Raw genomic sequence first — 25926 nt, 5'->3', positions numbered from 1 at the left:
GATGCGCACGTACCGGGCGGCGTACTCCCGAAAGGACGGATTGACGATAGCGCCAAGATTCGTCTCGTCGATGCGTTCGATCATACCCTCCCCTTTCCGTAACGAACCGCACGCCCATCGTCAATCGAGCGGCGACACCTCGTTGTCCCCGATACCTTTGAGCTCCAACGCTGAAAGCCGTCCAAGAGCCCCTTCAACCTGGCTGAAGTACTCAGAGGAATCGTATTCGACGACATCCGGAGACAGCGTACCGCAGGCCGAATTATCGTTCACCCAGCCCAACGCTTTAGGAAGAAACGCGGATTCCACCTGCGCGAATGCGGCGATTCCTTGTGCGAACTGGGGATACAGGTGCGCGATCCGCACATGACACGCGTTTGCGGCATACGCGGGCAGCCAGTTCGCCATGTGGTCGTCCACGAACGCGCGCTGGGCTGCCAGGAGCGCGCGCATCGCCTCGCCGTCCCGCGAACGCAATGCATCGAGCGTGCGCAGCGCGAGGAGGCTCATGAACGAGCACATGATGGACACGTGGTCGTCAGGCATGCGCTTGAAGCACGTCGCCCGCAGCCCCTGCGCCCGGTACGCCTCGCGGACGGCGAGCGTGCTTGCCTGGAACACGGTCGATTCGTTGCCCACATAGGTGGATTCCCAGGGAAGAGCCGGCAGGTCGGCCGGCCCCTCGAAAAAGCGCGCGAACTCGTCGCGCACCTCATCGAGGAACCCCTCGCCGCCCACCTTCTTCTCAAGTCCGCGCGCGAACGCCTTCAGGTTCGCCAGCGTCTCGCTCTCGGCGGCGTACTCGTCCAGCACGTCCTCGGTTTCCGGCGAGGAGATAACCGCGAGCAGCGCTTCGGTCGGCTCGCCGCCGAACGTTTTGTGGAACAGCTCGTAGGCGTAGGCGCGGGCAACCAAAAGCGCTTCCAAAGAAAGCAGCTCGTCGCGAGCCGCCGTCCCCGCCTCCGACGAGGCGGGGACGAAAGCGGCCGCGCTCACAGCACGATCTCCGCAAAGTCGTCTCGCGCGGCAGCTGCAGACGGCTTGATCAGCAGGTTCGGGTTCGTCTTGTCGGCAGAGGGGATCGCCGGCACGTCGCTTACCGCGTCGCTCCCGTGCTTCTCCCTCAGCTCGTCGAGATCGCCGAAATCCAAAGCGCGCATCATGCAGGCATCGACGCACACCGGGTTCATGCCGGCATCCCGAAGCGCTTTGCAGCTGTCGCACTTCACGATAAGCTGCAACTCCTCATCGAACTGCGGAGCACCGTAGGGGCACGACGCCATGCACGAGCGGCAGCCGATGCACACGTCGTCGTCGTGCAGGACGACGCCCGACTTCGCATCCTTGAACATGGCCCCCGTCGGGCAGTTCGCCACGCAGGCAGGCTTCTCGCAATGGTTGCAGCCGATGCTCATGTGGAACATCGTCGCCTCGGGATACGATCCCGCCTCGTACGAGGTCACGCGGCGCGGCACCGCGCCGGCGGTTTGCAAGTCCATACGATCTTTGCAGGCGATTTGGCATACATGGCACCCGGCGCAGCGGGTCGCATCGAAGAAGAATCCCAACGTCATCTCTTACCCCTCCGTCCACAGAACCGGCTCGAACGTGCAATCGAGCTCGAGCGGCTCGCCGTCGTACTTCTCGAAATCCACCAGGCAGCTGTTGTAGCCGTCGGTCTGAGGGCAGAACTCATCTTGCGTCTTATGGTCGACGAGCATGTTCTCGTTGCCTCCTCGATCGATCCCCGTTTCCGGATCGATGTACGTGCGCGCGCCGTGCGGCACGGAGATATGGCCGGGCATCATCGTGTTGAGCACGCTCGCGATACGGAGGATCTTCCCCGCGTCGTTGAACACGAGCACCGTGTCGCCGGTCTTGATCCCCTTGGCTTCGGCATCTTCCACGCTGATGTACACCGGATTCGGCCATGCCTCGCGAAGCCAGGTCGCCTCGTCGTAAGCGGTGTGCGATCGGCGCAGATAGTGCGGCTGCAGCATCAGGAACGGGTACGATCCCTTCTCCCCCGCCTCCCAGTCGGCAAAGCTTTCCTGGTACGTCGTCGTATGGAACGTCGCATACGGCTTGAGGGGCTCTTCGTTGAACTTCATGAGATTGACCGCATCGGCCTTGCTTTGGCAGTAGATCTCGATCTTCCCGCTTTCCGATCGGCGCGCGTTGTTGTCGGGGTCGTCCACGAATGCGCTGTACCCGTAGTAGCTGAATTTGTCGCTCGTCGAGCGAGGAACCTGGTAGTAGCCCTTTTCAAGGATTTCGGCCATGGTCACGATACCCTCCTGAGGCTCGCCCTCGACCCCCCAAGCATCGATGTCCTCCTGCGTGATGGTGATGAGACGCTTGTACGTCGCGCCATCCTCGGGATCGAGGTACTCGGCAGTCTGGAACTTGTCGAAATAGGCCTGCATGTTGCTGATGGGGAACATGACGGATGGATCAAGGTCGAGGCGTTCGGCGATCTGGGAGTAGATCCAGTCCTCGTTGCGACTCTCGAACAACGGCATCGTCACCGGGCGGGGGAAGATCGCCAGATCGCGGTTGCACTGAGCACGCGACATGCGCATGGGCCCGTTCGTCGCTACGTCAAGTTCTCCCTGCTCGGCGTCGAGGTTGCCCTCCCATGCCGTGAAGCACGGAAGCAGGATATCGGCGTACTGACCGGTCAGCGTGTAACGGTAATCGAGATTCACCACCATGTCCATCTTCTTGAACACCTTGATGCCCGTGTTGATGTCCTCGGTCGCCTGCAGCGAGTTGTGGAAGTCGTTGACGATGATCTTGGGATCGAAATCGAATTCCTTGGGCTCGCTGTACCCGTTGTCCACGGGGCCGTTGCGGTAGTCGCCGTACCCGATGTAGTGTCCGGCGTCCATGTCCCTCCAAATGGTGGGTTTGGGCAGCTGAGAGTATTCGAGCGTGTTCTTCGCCGAGCCGCCCTTGGACGCGGCGCCCACCTTCACCAGCTTCGTGCCGCTGTTCGCAGACTCGATGGAGAACGTCGCGCCCACGGCGTTGCCGGAGCGACCGAGGTGACCTCCCATGCAGGCAACCGTGAGGAACAGCTGGGCGAGATCGACCGTGCCGCGATAGCGGGAGGGCGCGTAGTTGTGCAGAAGCATCACGTTGCGCGACTTGCGCATCTCGTTCGCATACCAGGAGATATCCTCAACGGGCGTGCCGCAGATCTCGCTTGCCCACTCCGGGGTCTTCGGCGTCGCGTCGTACTCGCCCAGAACGTAGGATTGGAAGTTCTCGTCGACCGAAGCGTTTTCCGGCATCGACTCCGCATCGTAGCCCACGCAGTACCGATGGAGGAAATCCCAGTCGATCACGTCTCCCTGCTCTTTGTCGAGACGGATCATCTCGTAGGCGACCGCGAAAAAGAACGCCGTGTCCGTGCCTGGTCGCACGCGGATCCAACGCGCTTCGAGGGCGCTTGCCGAGACGTTGTACTCGGGTCCGACGATGACGAACTCGACCCCCGCCTCCTTGGCGAGGCGGTAATAGTACATAGGATTGCCGGCGCTGTGCCATGCGGGGTTCATGCCGAGGAACACGATGGTGTCGGCGTTCTGCAAGTCGAGCCGATCGTTGGTGAGCATGCAGTCCGGCAACCCGTTGCCCAACTCGCCGCCCATGCGAACCGGCGCGTTGTACCAGTTGCCGTACGATTCCGTTCCGTTCCACTGCAAACGGCCGCCCAGCATGTTGAGCACCGGCCAATCGGTGCCCATGCACACGACCGAGCGGGGGCCGTACCCATCGTACACGCGGCGAAGCTCCGATGCCACGTAGTCGAGCGCCTCGTCCCATGAGATGCGCTCCCAACCCTCTTCCCCGCGGAGCTCCCCGTGCGCGTTCTCGCCGCCACCGGGCTGCCAGCTCTTGCGTTTCAGGGGGTATTTCACGCGATTGGCGTTGAATACGTGCTGCCGCAGCGAATGGCCGCGCGGGCAGCTGCGCTGCTGCGGCTTCTCGACGGTATCGTCGGGCGCATCGTCGGTCTTCTGACGCAGCACTACGCCGTCCTGCACGAACACCCGGTTGATGCAGCGCCCTCCGCAGTTGCCCCAGCAATCGACCGTCACCCATTCGCCGTTCGACTCTACGACCTGGGTATCCGATGCGACCACATGCGGTTTCGCATCGCCGTTCGACGCCGCGGGATCGCCGTCGTTGCTCTTCGGCGCGCAGCCGGCGAGCCCGGTCGCCGCAACCGCCGCAGCTGCCGCGGCGCTTCCTTTCAGGAAGTTGCGGCGAGCGATTGTCTTGTCAAGCAAAGCCATACGTCACTCCTCGTCCATCGTGCATCATCTTATCGGACGATGCGCTTATCCGCCCTGAGCCGATGCGAAAAGATCGTTTCATCGGCCTCCCCCGCAGCGCGGCCCGCTCGTGCGCTGCTCGAATCCGAACGAGATAACGGGTCCCACGGTGTGCCTAGGATGTCCGAACGACTCCCCCTCATTCGTTGGTGTCATACTATTGCGATTCACCGGTTCAGTCAATAGGTATTCCAGTTTTCTTGGTTTTGTAGGATAATGAGCCCAATGAACGGCAACGACGTGAGGAAGCATGTACGGAAACCTTGTCATAGCGTACCTGTTCCTGGGAGGGGCAGCCGCCGGCGGCTTCTTCGCGATGGCCGCATGGAGCCTTCTCGCCCGACGCTCCGAGCATTCTCCTCGCCACAATCGGGCGTTCGAGTCGTTGCGCAGCCGCATGTACGTAGTCTGCCTCGTTATGCTGGTGTTCGCCCTGTTCATGCTCCTGTGGGATCTCGAATATCCCCAGAAGGCGCTGCTTGTGTTCCTAAGGCCGCATGCAACCGCGATCACGTTCGGAGCGTACTCGCTGGCTGCGCTCGCCATTCTCGGCACCTTGCTGGTCCTCGGCTCGCTGTTCCGCTTTCGCCTGGGCGGAGCACGCAGCCGCCGCGCGTTCGAAACGCTCTGCTGCGTCCTTTCCATCGCCGTGATGGCGTACACGGGCATCTTCTTGGCAGGCAACCCGGCCGTCGCTTTCTGGAACACCGCATGGCTCGTCGCCCTGTTCGTCTGCTCGTCCCTCTCGTGCGGCATATCGCTGCTTTTGCTCGTCGACTACTTCATCAAGGATCAAACGCTCCTTTTGCGCGCGGCGCGGCCGATGCAAGCCTGCCATCTCACGTGCCTTGCGGCCGAAGCCGCGTCACTCGCGCTGTTCGTAAGCGCCGCCTTTCGCAATCCCGATGCGAACGATGCATGGGCGCTGCTGCTCTCACCTGACATGCTCCCGATCGCGGTCGTGGGCGCTATCGGTTTCGGCATCGTCGTGCCCGCAGTCTTGGAAACCTACGCCATCACCCGAAAAGAATGCCGCACGATACCCGTTTCCGATACGATCTGCCTCTGCGGAGGACTCTGCCTCCGGTACTGCGTCATCGTCTGCGGGATCCAATGAACATCGAAGCCGAGCACCTACCGGAACAGGAAGAAATGAACAACGCCGAAACCGTGATATTCAGAGTGGACGAGACCTCCGACCTGCCCATTTGGGCGCAGTTGCGCAACCGCATCGCCTATCTCATCAGAACGGGCCACTTCAAAGCGGGCGAGCAGCTGCCCAGCGTGCGCAGCCTCGCCGCCGACGCCCGGATCAACTACAACACCGTGACGAAGGCCTACCGCGATCTGGAGCTGGGAGGGCTCATCATCTCGGTGCGAGGTCGCGGGATGTACGTGCAGAAGGATGCGAAACCCGGAGGATCCGAGGAGGACGCCATCGATGCTCTTTTGGACAGTTGCATAGCTCAATATCGGTCGAAAGGCCTGACGTATCGGGATGTGCGAGAGCGCATGCTTGCGAAAGTGGATGCTCTTGAGCAGAAAGCGCGTGAAGCAGAAGAGGAGAAGCGGGACTATGGGATCGTTAGCTAGCAAATCGAAAGCGTCCGGCTCGGGCAGAGCCATCGGAAGCTCAAGGAGCTCGGAGATCGAGGCGATCAACTCGCCTCGCACCCGGCACGTCGACGACAACGCGCCCAACGTGTTCTCGGCATTCGTGTTCGTCGTCGTCTTCCTAGCGGTTGCCGCGATCGGTTTCGCCATCGCGGGCGAAATGAACATCTGGGTGCTGTGCATCGGATTCGCCGCCGCCGTCGTCGCCATCTTCACGGTGCGCATCGCTTCGCAATGGGAGCGCGTGGTGGTTCTCAGGTTCGGCACGTTCAACCGCATGGCCGGACCGGGCGTGTACTTCACTGTCCCCTTCCTCGAGCATATCGCCCTGCGCGCCGACCTGCGCGTCATGCTCACCGGCTTCGGGGCCGAGGAAACCCTCACTTCCGACCTGGTTCCCGTCAACGTGGACGCCGCCGTGTTCTGGATGGTGTGGGACGCCGAAAAGGCCTGCCTGGAAGTGGAGAATTACTACGATGCCGTGTCCATGGCTTCGCAAACCGCGCTGCGCGACGCCATCGGACGGAAGAGCATCTCCGATATGACTATCCATCGCGACAAGCTCGACGAGGAGCTGCGCGAGAAGATCGAAGAAAAGGCCAGCTCGTGGGGCGTATCGATCATCTCGGTAGAAATCCGCGACATCGTGATACCGAAAGAGCTGCAGCGGGATATGGCCGCCGCCGCCAAAGCAGAACGCGAGAAGGATGCACGCATCGTCCTCGCCGAGGTGGAGAAGGACGTCGCCGCCATGCTCTTGGAAGCGACGGAGATATACCGCAAAGACGAGATGGCCTTCGAACTGCGTTCGATGCACCTGCTGAGCGAGGGCGTGAAGGAGTCGAACGGCACGCTGGTAATTCCCAGTGCCTATTCGGAAGGGTTCAAACGCGAGAAGAAGTAGTCCGCTCTCGGCGGTGTTCCAACACGATCCGATGCGCGAGCAGGCGCACGATGCGCTCGCCCGCTCGCGCATCGAAAAGGCCCCGCGATCGCGGGGCCTTCGGGGAGGGACGCCGCACGCTCGGCAAGCTAGAGCCGAGCGGGGCGGGCGGCAGGAAGCTAGGAAGCTTGCTCGAGGCAATCGGCGACGCCGGCGAGGATGGCGTCGCTCGTCAACGTGGCTCCCGAGACGGCGTCGACGTCGGCGCCGTTCGCAGCCACGACGAGCTCGGGGAGTGCCTCGATGGCCAGGGTGCCGATACCCTCGGTCTCCTCGTTCTCGCCGACCTCCACCGAGACGATCTTGCCTCCCGAAACCGTGACGGTCACGGGAACAGGACCGTCCTTGCCGTCGTGCGCGGCCTCGTACGTACCATCCGCGTAGGTCGCGTCGGAGACGGCCGCAACAGCGGGAGCCTTCGTTACTCCGCCTTCAGGCGCGGCCTCCATGGCGGCGTTGGCGGGATCGAACGCCGCGGCCTTGCTCCCAGCCTGCTTGCCCCAGGCCAGCGCCTGGTTGAATCCGCCGTAGTACACAAGACCCTCCTGCTCGGCGTACGACCCGCATACCACGCCGGCGGCGTACAGGCCGGGGATCACGCGATCGTCTTCGGTCAGCACTTCGCTTTCGACGTTGGTCTTCACGCCGCCGAACGTCACGTAGTACTGGGGCGTGATGGGAAACGCGTAGAACGGACCCTGCTCGATTTTGCTGACGACCGTCATGTCGCGTCCCCAGTCCTCGTCGACGCCGTCGTCCACGAAGCCGTTGTAGCGCTCGATCTCGTCGAGGAACCCCTGCGCGTCGCAGTTCATGCGCACCGCGAGGTCCTCCAGCGTATCGGCTTCATAATACACGGTGCCGTCCTTCGTCATGACCTCGCTGCCCTCGTAGATGACATGGCAATCGAAACGAGAGTCGAACACGTAGAAGGCGGTCTGGGCGGTCTGAACGCCCGTCTCGCGGCCGATGCCGTAGTTGACCTGGTCTTCGTTCATGAAGCGCTTGCCTTCGAGGTTGACCGCGATGGCGGGATCGGCCGGGGCCAGGGCGCCGTCGTAGTAGCCGAACAGGTACAGGCGCCCCTCGATGGTGTCCCAGTTGCGTGAGCCGGTGCCGCACGGCTGCCAATTCAGACCCAGATCCATGCCCGTGAAGGCCGCGCCGACGTTGCGCGCCATGCGATGGCCGTCGCCCGTCAGGTTCATGGTGCCCGTCGTGGAGAGCTGGGCGACGTTGCGGCCGTAGTATTGGCCGACCATGTCGCGCGAGGCGCAGAACGTGCCCGTGGCCAGCACCACGCCGTGGTTGGCGTGCAGCGTGACGGTTTCGCCCGTGGCGTACTGGTACGCGCGAACGCCGGTCACCACGCCCTTGTCGTTCTGAACGAGCTCGAAGGCTTCTGTTTCGAGCAGCGTTTCGACGTCGTCCCATCCTTGGATCACGCGGTAGAGCGAGACCATGACCGGCTCGTTCTCGGCATGCCAGGTGCGGTACGTAGGCGTGTATTCGGTCGCAAGCGCGCGCCCCAGCGACACGCCCGTCCACTCGACGCCCGCCTCGTCTTCGAGCCACTGGCCCGCCGGCGCCCACAGATCCATGAAACGACGGGCGAACGGGAACTCGGTCGTCGGGAAATCGCGCCCGAGCTGACCCATGTAGGAAACCCAGTGGGTCGCCTTCCAATCCTCCAAGTAGGCGTCGAAGTCGTCGCCGTTCTCGCCCGCGTGCTCGTCGGGCCAGTACGCCAGCAGGTCGTTATGGCTCGTAATGGAGTCGCCACCGGTCATCGCCGCTTTTTCAAGCAGGATGGAGGAGCAGCCGGCCTCGTGCGCCGAAACAGCGGCCATCTGGCCGGCACCGCCCGCACCAATGATGATGACGTCGGCGGTGTAGTCGTATTCCAGTTGCGCCTCCTCGACCGCATCGGCCGACGCGTTGTTCGGCGAGCAACCGAACATCGGCAGCGCAGCGCCCGCCGCCGCCAACGTCCCCGTGGCGAACGCGCCCTTCAAGAAATTCCTGCGTGATACGGTTTCCATAACGATCCCCTTTCCTCGACGGTTCCTTTCGACCGCCTCTGCCGCCAAGGATAGTCGCAGCGATTTCTCATTACCAATGCCTATGTTTTATACGATGATATGATTATTTCTCATATCATAGGAGCGCATCGGCACCCTTTCCCGTTTTGCCGACGATGCGCGCATCACGAAACCTCCATTTGACTTGGAGCGCGCTCCAGGGGGCACACTAGGATGCGACACGACGCACGACCGCACATGACGGGAGGAAGCACCGTGGGAAAGAACGTCTTGATCGTATCGTCCAGCTTGAGGCCCTCCAGCAACTCGCACATCCTCGCGCTCGCCTTCGCCGAAGGGGCGCGCGAGGCGGGGCACGACGTGGAGACGGTGAGCCTGCGCGGCAAGCGCATCGGCTTCTGCCGCGGATGCCTCGCCTGCCAGGCGGGCGCGGCGTGCCTGCTCGACGACGACGCGCCGGCCATCGTGGAGCGCATCGTCGCGGCCGACGCCATCGCGCTGGCCACGCCCATCTACTTCTTCGAGATGGCGGGCCAACTGAAGACCCTGCTCGACCGCAGCAACCCGGCCTATGCCGCCAGTCCCGCGTTCCGCGACGTGTACCTGCTGGCCGCGGCGGCCGACGAGGACGAGCACGCCTTCGACGGCGCGGTCAAGGGCGTGCAGGGTTGGGTCGACTGCTTCGAGCAGGCGCGGCTCGTGGGGGTGGTGACCGCCGCAGGCGTCGATGCGCCGGGCGCGGTCGAGAGCCGGCTGCACGTCGTCAACCGCGCGCGACTCATGGGATGCGGCGTGTAGGGGCCGGGTGCCCCTCGCCCACCCTTTCGCCCCTCGACCCCGCCATGCTTTCGGGGCATGACGAACCTTCCACTGTAAGCATTGGCTCTTTTCCCGCCGTTCGGGTACCGTAGTGCCAGGACGAACGGGCTCGCTCACGACAAACAGGAGGCTCACCATGCAGATCGCTGAAGTCGCAAAACGCTACGACGTCTCGGTCGACACCATCCGCTACTACGAGCGCATCGGGCTCATCCCCCACGTCACGCGCCTGCCGAACGGCATCCGCGACTTCGCCGAATACGATTGCGGTTGGGTGGAGTTCATCCGCTGCATGCGCGAGTCGGGCGTGCAGATCGAAGCCCTCGTCGAGTACGTTGCGCTGTTCCAGGAAGGCGAGCACACCGCCGCCGCGCGCCTCGAGATACTCGTCGAGCAGCGCGACAAGCTTGCCGCGAAGCTCGAGGAGATGAAGGCCACCGTGCAGCGCCTCGACGGCAAGATCGCCAGCTACCGAACCGGCGGGAAATGCGCCGAAACCGGCGACGAATGGCTGCGCAGGGAATAGCCCGCGCGGCACGCTCGGCGAGATTCGCTCGTCGGGTTCGTTCGACGAGCGCGTGAGCGGCGACATGGCAAGACCCGCACACTCGCCGCGAGAGGCGGGCGACGACTGGCGGCCGTGGAGTCGTGCAGGCTTCCCCTTCCCGCAAGAATCCCCACGCCTCCCGCAGCCGACGGCCTTGGACAAAAACGGCACTTTTCGCTAGATTTTCGCGACGATATCCGTCGTCCGCGCGCGGCGCTCTACGTAACCCCTGATGTAAAGGCCGTTATTCTTATTATGCTCGTGTCAAGATAAAGAATACTGGCTGTTTTGTCCATGATGATTTAACTCATGTTTATCGAGCATTGCAGGTTAGGCGGGAACGCAAGGCGGCGGCGCGCGGGGCGGATGCAACGGGAGCATCGGGGTCGCAGAGGCGCCCCCCTCAACGGGAGCATTGGGATCGCCGCGCCCTTCCCCGCAACGGGCCTGCGCGCAGACTCCGCCTACCGCATCTCCGGTTCGCCGCATTCCACCTGCAAGCAGCCAAGAAACGCCTCGGCGGCCTTCGAGAGGCGGCGGTGCTTCTTCCAAACCACGTCGATGTTCGAGGAGAGCGGCGGATCGAGCGGCCGGAAGCACACCGGGCCGCCCTCAACCGTCTTCACCAGCCCGTCGTAACAGATGGCCGATCCGAGGCCCTCCTCCACCATGAGCGCCCCGTTGAACACGAGGTTGTACGTGGCCACCACGTCCCAGGAATCGAACGCCTCGCCCGCCCACGCCTGCATGACGCCCGCCTTGAGCGCCTGGCGCGAGCAGATGACGGGATGCGCGGCCAGGTCGTCGGCGCGCACGGCGGGAAGATCCACCAAGGGGGAATCCGCGCGCATGAGCACGCCCCAGGTGTCGAGCATGGGCAACGGGCATGACAGGCAGTCGGGACGGCTCACGGCCTCGAATTCCACCATGAAGTCGAACAGCCCCTCGTTGAAGCGGTCCATCAAATCGGCGCTCGTGCCGCTGAACAGATGGAAATGCACGCCGGGGTGCTCGTCGCGCGCCCGTTTCGCAGCGCGCAGGATGATGCGCATGGCGTCCGACTCGCCGCATCCGATGTACACGTCGCCGGCCACGGCGCGCTCGGGCTGGGCCAGCTCGGCCTCGGCCTTGTCGGCCAGCTCCACGATAGCCTCGGCGTACTCGCGCAGGCGCACTCCCTCGTCGGTGAGCACGATGCGCTTGGCCCCGCGCTCGAACAGCTGCTTGCCGAACCCCTTCTCCAAGTCGGCCAGCTGGCGCGACAGCGTAGGCTGCGTCACATGCAGCGCCTTCGCCGCGTTCGAGACGGTACCCTCCTGCGCGAGAGCGAGGAAATACCTGAGCGTCCGAAGCTCCACGACGGCCTCCGTTTCGGTATACCCAATAGGCATATAAAGGCTTTCATTATAAGCATTAGCTATTTTACCACGAGAGCGGTACGGTGGATAAGGAAAACAAGGACCATTCGTTGGAGGCCTCTATGAACACCGGAAACCACACGAGACCCCGGCGCGCCACGTTCGCGGCGGCGCTGCTGATCGCGCTCGCGTTCGCGCTCGGCTTCGCCGAGTTCGTGCTGATCGGCATCACGCCCGCCGTGGCCGAGGGGCTGGGCGAGCCGCTCACGCTCGTCGGCGATCTCGTGGGTTACTACGCGCTCGCCTGCGCCGTCGCCACGCCCGTCGTCGCGCTCGCCACGGCGCGCGCCGACCGCTTCAAGGTGATGGCGGCGCTGCTGGCGGTGTTCAGCGCCGGCAACCTGCTCACCCTGTTCGCCGGCGATTACGCGCTGCTGCTCGTCTCGCGCATGCTGCCCGCCGCCACATCGGGCACGCTTTTGGCCCTCGCGCTCACCTACGTGCCCGACATCGTGGCGAAGGAGCGCGTGGCCGCCGTGCTGGGCCTCGTGCTGGCCGGGTTCTCGGTGTCGAGCGTCATCGGCGTGCCCATCGGCACGGCGCTGGCCGGCCCGTTCGGCTGGAAGGCCGCCTACGCCTGCGTGTTCGCGCTCGGCCTGGCCGAGAGCGCCGCCTTGCTGCCGACGCTCCCCCGCGGCTCCTCCGCGCGCGCTGCGAGCGCGACGCCCACTTTGCGCACGCAGCTGCGCCTGCTCGGCGATGCCCGTGTGCTGGGCGCCATCGCCATGATCCTCGCCGGCGCGGCGTCCACCTACGTGTTCTACACCTACCTCACCCCCGTCCTCGCCGACGTCGTCGGCCTCGACGCGGCGGGCGCGAGCCTCGTGCTGCTGCTGTTCGGCGCCGCATGCGTGGGCTCGAACCTGCTGTCAGGCTGGGTGGCGGGCCATTTCGGGCTGCGCGCGCTGCCCGTCGTCTTCGCGGTGCACGCGGCCTTGCTGGCGCTTTTGGCCGCGAGCCTTCCCGCTGGGGCCGTAGGCATCGCGAACATCCTCGCGGTGGGCCTGCTCATGTACGTGATGAACTCCACCGTGCAGATGCTGTTCCAGGACGTCGCCCGCACCGACTACCCCAGCGCCCTCACGTTCTCCGCCTCGCTGCACCCTATGGCGTTCAACGCCGGCATCGCGCTGGGATCGTTCGCGGGCGGCCTCGTGGTGAACGCGGGAGGCCTGCTGGCCACCGGCCCCGTCGGAGCGCTGTTCGCCCTCGCGGCCGCCGCGTTGGCATTGGCGCTCGTGCGGACGACCGCGCGCCGCAGCGCCGAAACTGCCGCCGAGACCGCCCGCACCGCGGCGACCGCCCGCGAGTCGAAGTAGCCAGGGTCCTCTCCCGCCGACAAACGCTGCGAAAAAGCTCCCTGTTGCACGATAATCGCGATCCCGCCCGAGACCTGCGAACAAGACGGCGAAGATCTGCTCATGCACGCTTTTGTCAACCAAAACAGCCTCAAATGCCTGGAAATGGTTGACAAAAGCGTGCATGAACGAGAAAAACTCGTATATCCCAGAAACGAGCAAGCCGAGGCACCCACCCCCTGCTCCGTCCGGCGCGTCGGCAACGCCTCCGGTTGCGGCGTATTCGCGCAGACGACCCGCATGCGCCCCCAATGCGCTATCATAGACGCAGGTGATCGGCGCGCACCCTGTTTCCGCGCCGCACGCGACGCGCGCCGACCCGGCCGCACCGCGCGAATCCTGCAATGACGCTTGGAGATACGCTTTGAGTTCGACGTTTCAAGACCTCGGCCTGTCCGAGACGACCCTGTCCGCCGTCGAGCGGATGGGATTCACCGTGCCCACCCCCGTGCAAGAGCAGGCGATACCGCTGGCCCTCGAAGGTCGCGACGTCGTGGCCGCCGCGACAACCGGCACCGGCAAGACGGCGGCGTTCGCGCTGCCTTTGTTCGAGCGCATTGGACGCGCCAAACGCCCCGGGTCGCCGCGGGCGCTCGTCGTAAGCCCCACGCGCGAGCTCGCGCAGCAGATCGACGCCGCCTGCCTGCAGCTGGCGAAGGCATCGGGGCGCCGCATGCTCACCGTGGTGGGCGGCATGCCGTACAAGGGCCAGATCGCGAAGCTCGGCCGCGGCATCGACGTTCTCGTCGCCACGCCGGGGCGCCTCTACGACCTCATGGAGCGCGGTGACGTGAAGCTGCGCGACGTGGAGATACTCGTGCTGGACGAGGCCGACCGCATGCTCGACATGGGCTTTTGGCCCACCATGAAGAAGATCGTGGCCGCCACGCCCTCCTCGCGCCAAACGCTGCTGTTCTCGGCCACGCTCGACCGCAAGGTCATGCAGAGCGTGTCCTCCATCCTGAAGGATCCCGCGTTCGTCGAGGTGTCCCACAAAGGCGAGACGGCCGACACCATCGACCAGTTCATCGTCCCCGTCGGCCCGATGAAGAAGCCGGAGCTTTTGCGCCTCGTGCTCCAGCAGCGCGGCAGCAAACGCGTCATCGTGTTCACCGACACGAAGACGCGCGCCGAGATCTGCACGGGCCAGCTGAAGCGAGCGGGCTTCCGCGCCGACTCCATCCATTCCGACAAGACGCAGGTGCAGCGCAAGCGCGCGCTCGAGGGCTTCAGCAAGGGCGATATCGACGTCCTCGTGGCAACCGACGTGCTGGCCCGCGGCATCGACGTGTCGAACATCGAGTACGTGGTGAACTACGACCTGCCCGAGAGCCCCGAGGACTACGTGCACCGCATCGGCCGCACGGGACGCGCCGGCGAGACCGGCTACGCCATCTCGTTCGTCAGCCCGGAGGCCAAGGCGCAACTGCTCGACATCGAGAAGCTGCTGGGCGAGCACATCCCCCGGCTCGACATCGACGGCTACGATCCGACGGAGGCGGAGAAGGCGCTCGCGGGCCAGTTCGTGCCCAAGTCCACCGTGGGAAGCGCGGCTTTCTCGCGCTCCCTGCGCCGCAACGGAGCGAGCGGCTTCGGCAGAAGGCGCTAGCAGTACGTCAGAACTCGACCAGCTCGTACTCCATGTCTGCAGGCTTGTAGGCGCGCACGAACTCCTCGGGCGTGAGCGCCGGCACCGGCGATTTCGCGAAATCGCGCTTGTTGCGGGTGACGATCACGTCGACGCCAGTGCGCTTCGCCGAGCAGGCGATGAGGTCGTTTTCGTAATCGCCCTGGAACGCCTCGTGCGCATGCAGGCAATCGGAAGCCGTCACGTCGAGGATCTCGACCAAGCTCGCCAGGTTCCCGAACGCCTCGCGCGCGCTTTTTCGCGACATGAGCTTCCGCGCGGATAGCAGGTACACGATGCTGGGCGTCATGCTCGCCGTGATGCACATCTCGAACTCGCGCACGATGGCAACGTCCATGGCCTCGAACGAAAAAGCGAAGTCATCGGTTTTGCCCCAAACGTCGATGATGACGTTGACGTCGAACAGCACTTTCATGCGCGAACGCCCGGGCGGGTTTTCCATTCGAGATGATCGTGCCACGAGGTCGAGGCTTCGACGCATGGCGATGCGGGCAAGATGCCCACCATGTCGCGCAGGGTGGATCGCTTGCGCCCCACCGCCGCACGGCGGGCGTCCTCGTTCGCCGGCTTGATGAATTCCGGAAGGCGCTGCTCCTTCTCCATGTACTCGTACAGTCCGCGAACCGCATCGGACACGGACACGCCTTCGCGCTTGAGCACCTGAGCGCCGCGATCCTTCAAGTCTTCGGGCAGACGCACGTTCAAAGTGGCCGTCGCCGCCATTACCTCACCGCCTTCGCCACATCGGATTTCCCCGAGTCTACCACAATGCATTACGTAATGCAATTGGTTAGCGGGGGAACTCCCGTTCCGGGCGGCGGGGGCCCAGCGGCGCGTCGGGGTTCGGGATTTCGGGCAGGTACCCCTCGTGCACGAACCCCTGGGGCAGGTCTCCGGGGTCGGTCGCGATCTCGCGCCCCAACGCCGCCTCGATCGCCTCGGCGAACGCGTCGTCCCCGAGACCGCCGGGATTCTCCGCCACCACCTCGTTGACGATGGCCGGTAGCGGCATCTCGCACGCCAGGGATGCCGCCGTCGCCGCTGCGACGACCTTGCCGATGCTGCCGTTCATAGGTCCTCCCGTTCCGCGCCGATGCGCTTGGTCGGATCGCGAGCCCGAAGGCTCGCCGCCTCGGAGTCGATCATAGCAAACGGGCATCCCCGCCACAAGCGCGCCGAATGTCCCAAACGGGGACTGTCCCCCTTTAGGACATTCACGCCATGGTCGCAAGGCGCTTGGCGTGCCAGGCGCCAAACACGTTGAACAGCACGTGGAACAGGCCGGTCACGCCGATGGCCAGGATGGTGAACAGCACGGTCATGCCGAACGTGAACGGCTCGATGCCGAACAGAGCGTGCAGCACCGTGGCCCCGAGCACCGTACCGCCCACCACCGCGACGAGCAGCGCGGCGCGGATGGGCGTGAACGGGATGGACAGCCGCACGATCAGAAGCGCGCCCACCCATGCCGTGAGCAGCACGCACAGCGTGGACACGTGCGCGTAGTCGAGGTGCAGGAACTCGTAGCCCACCACGTTCACGACGAGGATCGTGAGCACCGCGCAGATGGCGCCGGGGATCGACTTCACGACGACGTTCTCCAGGAAGCGCCCTTTGATGCGATCCTTGTTGGGCTCGAGCGCCAGCACGAACGACGGCAGCCCGATGGTGAACGCGCTGATGAGCGTCATCTGGATGGGCTGGAACGGGTACTGCCACGGCAGCAGGATGAACAGCACGGCCAGCGCCATGGACAAGAGCGTCTTCACGAGGAACAGCGACGCCGAGCGCTGCAGGTTGTTGATGGAGCGCCGCCCCTCGGCCACCACCTTCGGCATGGCGGCGAAGTCGTTGTCCACGAGCACGAGCTGCGCCACGTTGCGCGCCGCGTCCGAGCCGGCCGCCATGGCCACGCTGCAGTCGGCCTGCTTGAGCGCGAGCGTGTCGTTCACGCCGTCGCCCGTCATGGCCACGATGTGCTTCTTGGCCTGGAGGGCCACGACGAACGCCTTCTTCTGCTCAGGCTTCACGCGGCCGAACACGCTGTAGCGCTCGATGGCGTCGGCGATGGCGGCGTCGTCGGCCAGCGTGGTGGCGTCGACGTAGGCCTCGGCATGCGGCACGCCCACCTTGAGCGCGATGCCCGACACGGTGCGCGGGTCGTCGCCCGAGATCACCTTGAGATCGACGCCCTGCTCCTTGAAGAAGCGAATAGTCTGGGCGGCCGTCGCGCGGATCTGGTCGTGGATGGCGACGAACCCGAGCGGCTCGGGCGCGCCCACGATGGCGCCGTCCGCGTCGAAGCCGTCCACCCGTGCCAGCAGCAGCACGCGCGCATCGGCGGCCAACTCGTTCTGCCGGTCGGCCACCGTGGCGAACCCGTCACCCAGCACGAACTGCCCCGCGCCCATCACGTAGCACGCGCCGCCCTCGAACGCAGCGCCCGACCACTTCTTATCGGACGAGAACGGCACCATGCGCGCAGGCTGCAGCGTCTCGACGCCGCCGCCCGCGTAATGCTCGACGATGGCGAGCGCCGTGTCGTTCGGGTCCTCGTCGGCACGCGCGATGGACGCGAGCGCCGTGTCCACGACCGCCCGCTCGACGCCCGGAAGAGGCTCGACGGCCGCCACCTCCATCTTGCCCGTGGTGATGGTTCCCGTCTTGTCGAGGCACAGCGTGTCCACGCGCGCGAGCGTCTCGATGCAGTACAGCTGCTGCACGAGCACCTTCGACTTCGCCAGGCGCACCACGGCCACGGCCAGCACCGTGGACGTGAGCAGGATGAGCCCCTCGGGGATCATGCCCACGAGCGCGGCCACCGTCGAGAGGATGGCGTCGTTCAGCGCCACGTGCTCGCCGCTGAAGAACTGGCGCGCGAACAGCAAGGCCCCCAGCGGGAAGATGATGACGCTGACGAACCTGATGATGCCGTTCAGGCTGTTCATGATCTCGGAGTTGACCGCCTTGTGCTGCTTGGCCTCGGCGCTGATCTTGGCCGCGTAGTTCTCGGCCCCGACGTGCCGCACGCGCGCCAGCACCGTGCCCGCGTTCACGAACGAGCCGCTCATCAGCTCGTCGCCCGCCACCTTCTTCACGAGTTTGCTCTCGCCCGTGAGCAGGCTCTCGTTGACGTCGCACGCGCCCGACACCACGGTGGCGTCGGCGGGGATCTGGTCGCCCCGTCCCAGCTCGATGACGTCGTCGCGCACGAGCTGGTCGAGCGGCAGCTCCGTTCGCGCGCCGTCGCGCAGCACGGCAGCCTTCGAGCTGGCCACAATGGACAGGCGGTCGGTCGTGCGCTTCGAACGGATCTCCTGCACGATGCCGATAGCCGCGTTGCACACGATGACCACCATGAACAGCATGTTCTTGTACGAGCCGGTGAACAGCACGAACACCGCGAGAACGGCGTTGATGGCGTTGAACAGCGTCAGCACGTTCTCCCGCACGATCTGGCGCACGGAGCGCGTCTTCACGCCCGCGTCGACGTTCACCTCGCCGCGGGCCACGCGCTCGGCGACCTCCGCCGCGCTCAGCCCGCGCGCCTGCTGCTCTTCGGTCATGCTCGCTCCTCGTCACGTCGCGGCGGACGGTCGGCGCCGCCGCGTCTCGCCTGCTCAGTCTTTGATGTTCACGCCCAGCCGGCGCGCGATGCCGGCCGCCTGGAACAGGTCCATCGAGCATCCGCGCAGCTCTCCCATCGCGTCCGACAGCACGATGTCGGCCAGCTGGCACGTGGACAGGTCCACGCCGTCCAAGCTGCACCGGAAGAAGCTCGTGCCCAGGAAGCGCACGTCGTCGAACTCGACGCGCTTCTGGCGCAGCTCGGCCAGGTCGGCGTGGGAGAAGTCGGTGGTGCTCACGCGCACGTCCGCGAGCTTCCCCTTCGCGAGCGACGCGTAAGCGAACGTGGAATCGCGCACCTCCACGCGCGAGAGCACGGCTTCCAGGAAGTCGGCGCCCGTGAACTTGCACGAGGCGAACGTGCAGCGCGTGAAGTTCGCCTGCGAGAACACGGAGTTGGAGAAGTCGCAGTTCGCGAACGCCACGTCGGATACCATTGCCCGGTCGAAGTCGCAGCCGACGAACGAGCATCCTTCCACGCGCGACTCGCTCAGCTCGAGGAGCGCGAAGTCGGCCTCCTCGGCTGCGTCGCCGCGCACGCAGACATGGGACACGCGCAGGTCGCCGCCTGCACGCTCGATCCAGCGGGCGAGGTCGTCCACGTCCACCAGTTCGCCGGGGATGTCGGGACGGGCCGGCTGCGGGAGCCCACGGGAGCTTGCGCGACGATCCACGGCCGTCATGCGAGCCCCCGAACCTGCGGGGCGACGGGCAGCATGCGCTCGCGCTTGCGGCCGTAGGCGAACAGCACGACGGCGCACGCCACGTCTGCGACGAAGAACAGCGACAGGACGCAGGAGGCCACGCACGCGGCGGAGGACAGCAGCCCCGCGCGCCACAGCCCCGCGGCGTAGACGAACGTCCACGCCGAGCAGCACGCCAGGACCGCCCAGCCGAACGTCACGAGCGGCCCGATGGCCACGAACGGCAGCATGATGCCGAACGGCAGGATCGACATCACGCCGAGCGCTGCGATGAGCACGGCGCCCGCGAGGTAGAACGGCACGAGCCCCAGCTTCACCAGCAGCATCGCGCGCCGGGAGAACGCGAGGAGCCCGGCCCGCTTCGACACCGCCATGACCACGGCCTGCACGACGTTCGCCACGGCCAGCACGAGGCCGCCGCCGAACGCCACCGCAGCCAGGACGCCGACCGCGACGTCGCCCTCGGCGAAGGGCACGAGCACGAACACCGCCGTCGTGCCGCTCATGGCGAGCACCGTCAGCACGGGGACGATCCACCGGGAGATGCCCGGCTTGCGTGCGGGTTCGGTCATTGAGGCTCCTTTCTGTCGCGAACCAGTATAGCGAAGCGGTCGGCGAACCGGCGTGCGGCCGCGGCACTTCCATCGTTTGCGAAGGATCGCTCGCCCCGCAAGCGCGAGAGCGCCCCCTTCGCCCTATCGTGCCAGCAGGCCTGCGGCCGCCAGCGCGTCCTCGATGCTGTCGTCCTCGGTGATGGCGCGCACTGCCCGGCAGGGGTTGCCGAACGCGATGGTGCGCGGCGGCACGTCTTTCGTCACCACGCTGCCCGACCCGATGACCGCGCCCTCGCCGATGGTCACGCCCGGGTTCACGGTGACGTTGCTGGCGATCCACACGTCGCTGCCCACAGTGATGGGCAGGTCGCGCTCCCACACGTGGGACGCGCCGTCCTCGTCGATGCGCATCGCGCGCTCGCGGCCCACGAGGGGGTGCAGCGGCGTGACGAACGTGCAGTTCGGCCCCACCCACACGTCGTCGCCGAACGTGATGGGCGCGCCGTCCAGGAACACGCAGTTGTAGTTGAAGAAGCAGCGCTTGCCCACGCGGATGTTGTACCCGTAGTCGACCTGGGCGCCCGTGGTGACAGACGAGTGCTCGCCGAACGCGCCGAACAGCTCGCGCAGCAGCGCCTCGCGCGCCGCGTCGTCGAGATCCGGATCGGTGTTGTAGCGCCGCATGACGGCCACGGCGCGCTCATGGTCGCGCATGAGCGAGGCATCGGCGGCGTCGGTCCATGCGCCCGACGCCAGCTGCGCGCGCATGCGCTCGTTGCGGGAGGTGCGCCCATCGTGCTCGGGAGTGCTCATGAGGATCACCGGCCCTTCGTCTTCGCAGCCGCGGAGGCCGCGCGTTTGCGGGGCTTCGGGGCGGGCAGCTCGGGCAGCATGGCCTCCACGAGACGCGCGATCTCGCCCGGGTTCTCGCCGTCCACGAGCAGCATGGGCTTGGCGCCCTCGTAGGGGATCGCCTCGACGCACAGTAGGCTGCGCGCCGTCGGCACGTCCTTCACGAGCAGACGCTCGTCGTAGATGCCGCCGAACAGCTTGCCGTCGGCGTACAGCAGGTACTCGCCCATCATGGCGCGATGGGACACGCCCGGTACCTCTGCCAGCAGGTCGAGGACGTAAGCGAGGTACTCTTTACTCGTAGTCATGCGGATCCTTTCATCGGACGGGGTGAGACGGAGGGACGGGGTAATTGTCTCATTTTGCGGGCAAAATGAGACAATTACCCCGTCCCTCCGTCTCATTCAGGCGCCGAGGCGCATATGCAGCAGCGGAAACGGCCGACCGGCGGCGTCGAGGGGCGAGCGGCCCTCCACGCGGAAGCCGGCATGCTCGTAGAAGCCGAGCGCCTGCGGGTTCTGCTCGTTCACGTCGAGCGTCGTCGCACCCTCGCATTCGACGGCGTGCGCCAAGAGCGCGCGCCCCGCCCCGCGCCCGCGCGCCTCCGGGGCCACGAACAGCATCTCCAGCTTGCCGTCCTGCACGCCCGCGAACCCGCACGGCGCGCCGTCGGCGTACGCCACCGCCAGCGCGGCGACGCCTTCGATGGCCGGGCCCACCTCGGGGCGCAGTTCTGCGACGTCGTCTTCGGAGAGGAAGTCGTGCGTGGCGCGCACCGACCGCTCCCACACGTCGGTCAGAGCCGCCACCAGCTCGGGCGTCCGCTCGGCAGGCGTTTCGATATGCACAGGCGCTCCTTCCTTCTTCTTCCGGGCCGTTCTGAAACGTCCCCATTCTACCCGACCGAGGGCGGATACTAATGGGGCCTTTGAGCAGGCATGCTAGAAACACGCTGGATCAGCATCGGTTACCTGTAAGACCCAGCAGACAAAACACCAGTTCAAACATGATATACTTCCATTTTTACCCTATTCGTTCCGTCTCCCCTTGTCGTTACATCCGTTTTGCAGTAGCATTCTGTTTTACAGAAGTGTAGGAGCCACTTATGAGATTCAAGGAACGCGACATCGAATCGTTTTGGATCGATTGCGAGAGGTTCAAGCCCCGACGCGTGCCGCCCGAGCTTCGCAAAGCGCTTTTCCGTAAAGCTCCAGATGCTCGACGCCGCCGAGGCGTCAGGCTCCCTCAACGATTTGCGGATTCCCCCGAGCAACAGGCTCGAACGCCTCGAGGGCGATCGAGCCGGCCGGTACAGCATCAGGGTGAATCGGCAGTGGCGACTGCGCTTCACCTGGACCGAGTACGGGATCGAAGGAGTTGAGTTCGTTGACTACCACTGACGGGTGCATTTCCACTCCGGGAGAAATACTCAAAGAAGAGTTCCTCGACCCATTGGGCATATCGCAGTACCGCCTTGCCAAAGCCATCGGGAAGCCGCAATCGGCCGTCTCCGACATCGTTCACGGAAAACGCGCCATCACGCCCGAAATGGCCTGCCTCATCGGCAAAGCGCTGGGTACCACGCCCGACTTCTGGCTGCGCCTCCAGACGACGTACCAGATCAAAGCACTCGAGGGACGGGAATTTCCCGATGTCGAGGTGCTGGTGCGCTAAACCGTCACGCGCCCCAGGCGCCGCTGGCGTCGTCGGGAGGCGGGTCGGCGGGCTCGGGAACGATCTCCTCGACGAACCAGCGCGGGTCCTCGTGGAACAGAAACGTGTGCGCATGGCCCACCAGCACGTCGTAGCGCACGCCCGAACCGCCCACCTTGAGCGACGCGCACCGTCGCACGCCCAGGATGGCGCGCACGGGGAACCGCCGCCCGTCGTGCCACACCACGGCGCGCGGAAGGATGCGCCCGTCCTCGAGGAACGTCGCCTCCACCTCCACGTACCGCTTCCGCCGCGCCGCGATCCCCCGCACCATGCCCGTTCGCCCCCATCTTCCTCGTCTTCTCGATTCGCGCTCTTCACCCCACGCCTCGTCGGCGCCCGGCTCCATTGGGCGCACATCGAGAGCCCTGACAATCTCCCGACCGAAAAACCGTCGCACGACCCCCCTGCCGCCCGCAAAAACGCCTGGTGGACGAAAACGGCTCGCCCGTTCGATGCCGACGAGTCCTCGAAAAATCGTCAGGGCTCCTCTTTTGCGCCCGCGCTGGCCCGTCGCAGGACGACGTCGAGGGGGGCATGCCGCCGTTTCGAACGGAGGCCGCAGGCTCGCTTCGCTCGCCCAGGACGTCAGGCAGGGCACGGCCTCCGCGCAGGACGACGTCCTCGCGAGCCCTCGCCCTAGAAATACCCCACGGGATGCACGACGTTGTCCTTCTTGACGTCGAGATCGAGCAGGCTCTCGTCCAGCAGCTCGGCGCCGCGCTGGATGCAGGTGTTGCCGAAGCGGCGGCGCAGGCCGTCGATCGTCTCGTCGAGGTCCTCCAGCACGCGGCGGCGCGCGTCGAAGGGCAGCTCGAGCTGCTGGGGCGCGTCCATCGGCTCGAGGTTCGACGCGCGCACGTGCAGCCCGCGCAGGGGCCGCGATTCGTCGAGCGGCTCGTTGGCCGCGAGCAGGTCCCAGGCCGTGCGCGCAACGGTGCCGGTCACGTTCGTGGCGCGGGAGAGCGTCGTCTGGCGCGAGTAGCTGGCCAAATCCTCCGCGCTGCGCACGCCGATGGACACCGTGGACGCGCGAAAGCGCGCCTCCCGCAACCGCTGCGCCACCGACTCGGACAGCAGGTAGATGAGCGCCTTCGCATCGGACGCGCTCGCGATGTCGTGCGGCGCGGTCAAGCCGTTGCCGAAGCTCTTCACCGTGCGGTCCACCTCGTTTCTCGCCGCGTCGTAAGGCTTCACGGGCGTCGCGTCCTCGCCGCGCGCGAACGCGCGCAGCACGAGGCCGACCTTGCCCAGGCGGCGGCGCAGCAGCTCGGGCGAGGCGCACGCCAAGTCGCCGATGCGGTCGATGCCCGACGAGTGCAGCTTGGCGCGCGTGGCGGCGCCGACGTACAGAAGCTCGCTCACCGGGGCGCCCCACACCAGGCGACGGTAGTTCTCCGGCGTGACGAACGTGACCGCGTCGGGCTTCTTGTAGTCGCTGCCGAACTTCGCGAATATCTTGTTCCACGACACGCCGACGGACACCGTGCAGCCCAGCTCCGCTTTCACGCGTCCGCTGATCTCGCAGGCCAGGCGCGCCGCGTCGCCGCCGGCCAGCGCGAGGGAGCCCGTGAGGTCGAGCCACGCCTCGTCGAGGCCGAAGGGCTCCACGAGGTCGGTGTACTGGTAGTAGATGCGGCGCGCCATGGCCGAGTACGCCTGGTACACCTCGTAGCGCGGCGGCACCACCACGAGCCCCGGGCACTTCGCGCGCGCCTCCCACAGCGCCTCGCCCGTCTTGACGCCCGCCGCCTTCGCGAGCGCGCTCTTCGCCAGCACGATGCCGTGGCGCAGCTCCTCGTGACCGCCCACCACGAGCGGCACGCCGCGCAGCTCCGGGCGCTCGGCCTGCTCGACGCTCGCGTAGAACGCGTTCATGTCCGAATGAAAGATCACGCGGTGCTCGTCGACGCCCTCCGGCGAGCCGATCGTGCGCCCGCCGAACGTCTCGGGGACGCCTCTCTCGCCCCGCTCGCTTGCTGCCGCCATGCGCCTCGCCGCCTTCCGCACCCGTGCTCCAGTTTTGTACGAGAACGCATGTTCGCACACTATCGCGAGGCGCGCAAGCGAACAGACCGTGGAGTTTCAGCGAGAGAATACGTGCATTCATCAGGTGATATATAAGTTACCTACCCCATGAGCGAACCGATGCGAGGACCGGGGCGCGGACATAGGACGGCCGGGCGGCCCACCGCTCGACGGCGCCGCTCGCCGCCCGGGCGGACGAGCTTGGCAGAACCTGGCAAGATCGCGCCGATATGCGAGGGTTTTGAAACCGCTGGACGGAGCCTTCGCCGCCTGCTCGCGAGAACCCCCTGGTCACACGGACGCATGCTCGCTTTATAGCCGCACGAGGATAGCCATATCGACGCGAAATCGCCGAAAATCCGCGATGCCTCCGCAGCCGCCCTCGTCCGCCGGCGGCGCAGGGTGCGCGCCCCGCGCCCGATCGGCCCCGCCATGCGCTAGAATGGCCCCATGCAGAAGGACACCTTGAAATACTCCGGGATCGTCTTCCTCGCCGGCGCCAGCTACGGCGCTCAAGCCACCACGGTCAAGATCACCTACGCCGCCGGCTTCACCTGGACCCAGACGGTGGCAAGCCAGGCGCTGTTCGCCACGCTGCTGTTCGCGGCGGCGCTGCTCGTGCAACGCTCGCGCGGCAGGCGCCTCGTTCCGCTCTCGCCGAAACAGGTGCTCGCCCTTCTGGCCCTCGGGCTGAACACGTGCATCGGAACCGTGCTCTACAACTACGCGCTCACCCTGCTGCCAGTGTCGGTGGCCATCACGCTGCTGTTCCAGTTCACGTGGATGAGCATCGTCCTCCAGCTGGTCGTCGTGCGCCGCCGCCCGCGCGCGGCCGAGGTCGTCGCCGTCGCCGTCATCCTGGGAGGGACGCTATTGGCCAGCAGGGCGTTCTCGAGCGACGTGGGGGCGCTCGATCCCGTCGGCGTGGCGTGCGGGCTGCTCTCGGCCGCGAGCTGCACCTTCTTCATGTTCTTCTCGAGCCGCGTCGGGCGCGGCCTGCCGCCCATCCAGCGCGGGCTCGTCGTGTGCCTGGGCGCGTGCGCGCTCGGCTTCGCGCTGTGCCCCGACTACTTCGCCAGCGGCGCGCTGCAGGACGGCATCTGGAAGTTCGGCCTGGTCCTGGGGCTGTGCGCCCTGTTCGTCCCCGTGGTGCTGTTCGGCATCGCCACGCCGCGCCTGACGCCGGGACTCTCGGCCATCATGGCGTCCTCCGAGCTTCCCTGCGGCATCGCCCTGTCCGCGCTCGTCATCGGCGAGCCGGTGGAGGCGCTCCAGGCCGTCGGCATCGTCGCCATCCTCGCCGGCATCGCCATCTCGCAGCTTCCCCACATGAAGGCGCGGGCCGAGCCTGCGGAGGAAGCCGCGGAGCATCCCGCCTAGCGCGTGAGCTCGTAGCTTTCCAGCAGCATGCTGCGCACGTCCTCGTCGGGAACCGTGCCGTCGAGGATGATCGAGTTCCAATGGGTCTTGTTCAGATGGTACGCCGGCACCACGGAGGCGAACCGCTGCCGCAGCGCGTCGCGCCATTCGGGGTCGCACTTCGCGTTCACCCACACGCACCCGTCGCGCTCGAACACCCACGCGAACACCTTGGCGCTGCCGCAATGGCGCGCCACCGTCCAGTTCTTGTCGCGAAACGGCTGGTCGGCGTAGGTGCCGGGCATGTCCAGGCAGTACGCCAACACCTCGTCTTTCGTCTTCATTCCATCATCCCCT

General features: G+C 65.7%; 27 protein-coding genes. 10 read left to right on the top strand and 17 right to left on the bottom strand.

The window, feature by feature from the left end:
* Positions 1-120 precede the first annotated feature (120 nt).
* From C1A15_RS08045 to C1A15_RS08035, 3 genes are all read right to left on the bottom strand, one after another.
* Entirely contained in the window at positions 121-996 is an 876-nt protein-coding gene (locus tag C1A15_RS08045) for a TorD/DmsD family molecular chaperone (protein WP_101722078.1), read from the bottom strand.
* Positions 993-1499 (bottom strand): 4Fe-4S dicluster domain-containing protein, encoded by a 507-nt coding sequence (locus C1A15_RS08040; protein ID WP_342746816.1) that lies wholly within the window; start codon positions 1497-1499, stop codon positions 993-995. Before C1A15_RS08040 ends, C1A15_RS08045 begins: the two co-directional genes overlap by 4 nt.
* Positions 1500-1577: 78 nt before the next feature.
* A complete protein-coding gene (locus tag C1A15_RS08035) occupies positions 1578-4304 on the bottom strand; it encodes a molybdopterin-dependent oxidoreductase (protein WP_101722076.1) in 2727 nt (908 codons plus the stop codon).
* A 289-nt stretch (positions 4305-4593) separates the two neighbouring features.
* On the opposite strand from C1A15_RS08035, the gene nrfD reads away from it, so the two are divergent.
* Genes nrfD through C1A15_RS08020 form a run of 3 tightly spaced genes read left to right on the top strand, consistent with a single transcriptional unit; the run spans position 4594 to position 6861 of the window.
* Complete coding sequence (gene nrfD / locus C1A15_RS08030; protein WP_101722075.1) at positions 4594-5460, top strand: NrfD/PsrC family molybdoenzyme membrane anchor subunit; 867 nt, start codon at positions 4594-4596, stop codon at positions 5458-5460.
* Positions 5457-5936, top strand: coding sequence for a GntR family transcriptional regulator (locus C1A15_RS08025; RefSeq protein WP_245864973.1), 480 nt, complete (start codon positions 5457-5459; stop codon positions 5934-5936). Before nrfD ends, C1A15_RS08025 begins: the two co-directional genes overlap by 4 nt.
* Complete coding sequence (locus tag C1A15_RS08020; protein WP_101722074.1) at positions 5920-6861, top strand: slipin family protein; 942 nt, start codon at positions 5920-5922, stop codon at positions 6859-6861. The genes C1A15_RS08025 and C1A15_RS08020 overlap by 17 nt, the downstream gene beginning before the upstream one ends.
* Positions 6862-7019: 158 nt before the next feature.
* On the opposite strand, the gene C1A15_RS08015 is transcribed toward C1A15_RS08020, so the two are convergent.
* A complete protein-coding gene (locus tag C1A15_RS08015) occupies positions 7020-8942 on the bottom strand; it encodes an FAD-binding protein (RefSeq protein WP_101722073.1) in 1923 nt (640 codons plus the stop codon).
* Positions 8943-9197: 255 nt separating this feature from the next.
* Between C1A15_RS08015 and C1A15_RS08010 the strand changes: the two genes are divergently transcribed.
* Complete coding sequence (locus C1A15_RS08010; RefSeq protein ID WP_101722072.1) at positions 9198-9740, top strand: flavodoxin family protein; 543 nt, start codon at positions 9198-9200, stop codon at positions 9738-9740.
* Between the two features lie 157 nt (positions 9741-9897).
* On the top strand, positions 9898-10287 hold the full coding sequence (locus C1A15_RS08005) for a MerR family transcriptional regulator (protein ID WP_101722071.1): 390 nt from the start codon (positions 9898-9900) through the stop codon (positions 10285-10287).
* A gap of 485 nt (positions 10288-10772) precedes the next feature.
* On the opposite strand, the gene C1A15_RS08000 is transcribed toward C1A15_RS08005, so the two are convergent.
* Positions 10773-11699 carry a LysR family transcriptional regulator gene (locus C1A15_RS08000; RefSeq protein WP_245864972.1) on the bottom strand — a complete coding sequence of 309 codons (927 nt, stop codon included), beginning with the start codon at positions 11697-11699 and terminating at the stop codon, positions 10773-10775.
* A gap of 89 nt (positions 11700-11788) precedes the next feature.
* On the opposite strand from C1A15_RS08000, the gene C1A15_RS07995 reads away from it, so the two are divergent.
* Both C1A15_RS07995 and C1A15_RS07990 read left to right on the top strand, forming a co-directional pair.
* Positions 11789-13045 (top strand): MFS transporter, encoded by a 1257-nt coding sequence (locus C1A15_RS07995; RefSeq protein ID WP_101722069.1) that lies wholly within the window; start codon positions 11789-11791, stop codon positions 13043-13045.
* A gap of 403 nt (positions 13046-13448) precedes the next feature.
* Positions 13449-14693 carry a DEAD/DEAH box helicase gene (locus C1A15_RS07990; protein WP_180953037.1) on the top strand — a complete coding sequence of 415 codons (1245 nt, stop codon included), beginning with the start codon at positions 13449-13451 and terminating at the stop codon, positions 14691-14693.
* A gap of 7 nt (positions 14694-14700) precedes the next feature.
* Here C1A15_RS07990 and C1A15_RS07985 read toward each other — a convergent pair whose 3' ends face one another.
* The 9 genes from C1A15_RS07985 to C1A15_RS07945 all read right to left on the bottom strand — a co-directional run bounded on the left by C1A15_RS07985 (position 14701) and on the right by C1A15_RS07945 (position 21317).
* Positions 14701-15147, bottom strand: coding sequence for a type II toxin-antitoxin system VapC family toxin (locus tag C1A15_RS07985; RefSeq protein WP_101722068.1), 447 nt, complete (start codon positions 15145-15147; stop codon positions 14701-14703).
* Entirely contained in the window at positions 15144-15455 is a 312-nt protein-coding gene (locus tag C1A15_RS07980; RefSeq protein WP_180953036.1) for a type II toxin-antitoxin system RelB/DinJ family antitoxin, read from the bottom strand. Before C1A15_RS07980 ends, C1A15_RS07985 begins: the two co-directional genes overlap by 4 nt.
* 67 nt (positions 15456-15522) lie before the next feature.
* Positions 15523-15804: a beta-ketoacyl synthase gene (locus tag C1A15_RS07975; RefSeq protein ID WP_101722066.1), complete on the bottom strand. Its 282-nt coding sequence runs from the start codon at positions 15802-15804 to the stop codon at positions 15523-15525.
* Positions 15805-15946: 142 nt separating this feature from the next.
* Positions 15947-18298 (bottom strand): HAD-IC family P-type ATPase, encoded by a 2352-nt coding sequence (locus C1A15_RS07970; RefSeq protein ID WP_101722065.1) that lies wholly within the window; start codon positions 18296-18298, stop codon positions 15947-15949.
* A gap of 54 nt (positions 18299-18352) precedes the next feature.
* Positions 18353-19042, bottom strand: a complete 690-nt coding sequence (locus C1A15_RS07965; protein WP_101722064.1) for a pentapeptide repeat-containing protein — start codon at positions 19040-19042, stop codon at positions 18353-18355.
* Positions 19039-19635, bottom strand: a complete 597-nt coding sequence (locus C1A15_RS07960) for a DUF6652 family protein (RefSeq protein ID WP_101722063.1) — start codon at positions 19633-19635, stop codon at positions 19039-19041. The genes C1A15_RS07965 and C1A15_RS07960 overlap by 4 nt, the downstream gene beginning before the upstream one ends.
* 123 nt (positions 19636-19758) lie before the next feature.
* Entirely contained in the window at positions 19759-20430 is a 672-nt protein-coding gene (locus tag C1A15_RS07955; RefSeq protein ID WP_146001834.1) for a sugar O-acetyltransferase, read from the bottom strand.
* Between the two features lie 5 nt (positions 20431-20435).
* On the bottom strand, positions 20436-20777 hold the full coding sequence (locus C1A15_RS07950) for a TfoX/Sxy family protein (protein WP_101722061.1): 342 nt from the start codon (positions 20775-20777) through the stop codon (positions 20436-20438).
* A gap of 96 nt (positions 20778-20873) precedes the next feature.
* On the bottom strand, positions 20874-21317 hold the full coding sequence (locus tag C1A15_RS07945; protein ID WP_101722060.1) for a GNAT family N-acetyltransferase: 444 nt from the start codon (positions 21315-21317) through the stop codon (positions 20874-20876).
* Between the two features lie 366 nt (positions 21318-21683).
* On the opposite strand from C1A15_RS07945, the gene C1A15_RS17410 reads away from it, so the two are divergent.
* Together C1A15_RS17410 and C1A15_RS07935 are read left to right on the top strand one after the other, a co-directional pair.
* Complete coding sequence (locus C1A15_RS17410; protein WP_101722059.1) at positions 21684-21869, top strand: type II toxin-antitoxin system RelE/ParE family toxin; 186 nt, start codon at positions 21684-21686, stop codon at positions 21867-21869.
* Positions 21856-22143 (top strand): HigA family addiction module antitoxin, encoded by a 288-nt coding sequence (locus C1A15_RS07935; protein WP_180953035.1) that lies wholly within the window; start codon positions 21856-21858, stop codon positions 22141-22143. The genes C1A15_RS17410 and C1A15_RS07935 overlap by 14 nt, the downstream gene beginning before the upstream one ends.
* Before the next feature lie 4 nt (positions 22144-22147).
* Here the strand turns inward: C1A15_RS07935 and C1A15_RS07930 are convergent, their stop codons facing one another.
* Complete coding sequence (locus tag C1A15_RS07930) at positions 22148-22456, bottom strand: outer dense fiber protein 1 (protein ID WP_101722057.1); 309 nt, start codon at positions 22454-22456, stop codon at positions 22148-22150.
* A 365-nt stretch (positions 22457-22821) separates the two neighbouring features.
* The gene (locus C1A15_RS07925; protein ID WP_101722056.1) at positions 22822-24171 is read right to left on the bottom strand and encodes a DNA polymerase Y family protein; all 1350 of its coding nucleotides are present in this window, start codon (positions 24169-24171) and stop codon (positions 22822-22824) included.
* A gap of 489 nt (positions 24172-24660) precedes the next feature.
* Between C1A15_RS07925 and C1A15_RS07920 the strand changes: the two genes are divergently transcribed.
* Entirely contained in the window at positions 24661-25590 is a 930-nt protein-coding gene (locus C1A15_RS07920) for an EamA family transporter (protein WP_101722055.1), read from the top strand.
* Here C1A15_RS07920 and C1A15_RS07915 read toward each other — a convergent pair.
* Complete coding sequence (locus C1A15_RS07915; RefSeq protein WP_101722054.1) at positions 25587-25913, bottom strand: MmcQ/YjbR family DNA-binding protein; 327 nt, start codon at positions 25911-25913, stop codon at positions 25587-25589. The genes C1A15_RS07920 and C1A15_RS07915 overlap by 4 nt on opposite strands.
* Positions 25914-25926: the final 13 nt, after the last annotated feature.

The organism is Eggerthella timonensis, assembly GCF_900184265.1.
Lineage (GTDB): Bacteria > Actinomycetota > Coriobacteriia > Coriobacteriales > Eggerthellaceae > Eggerthella > Eggerthella timonensis.
This window is presented reverse-complemented; position numbering and strand designations above follow the sequence as displayed.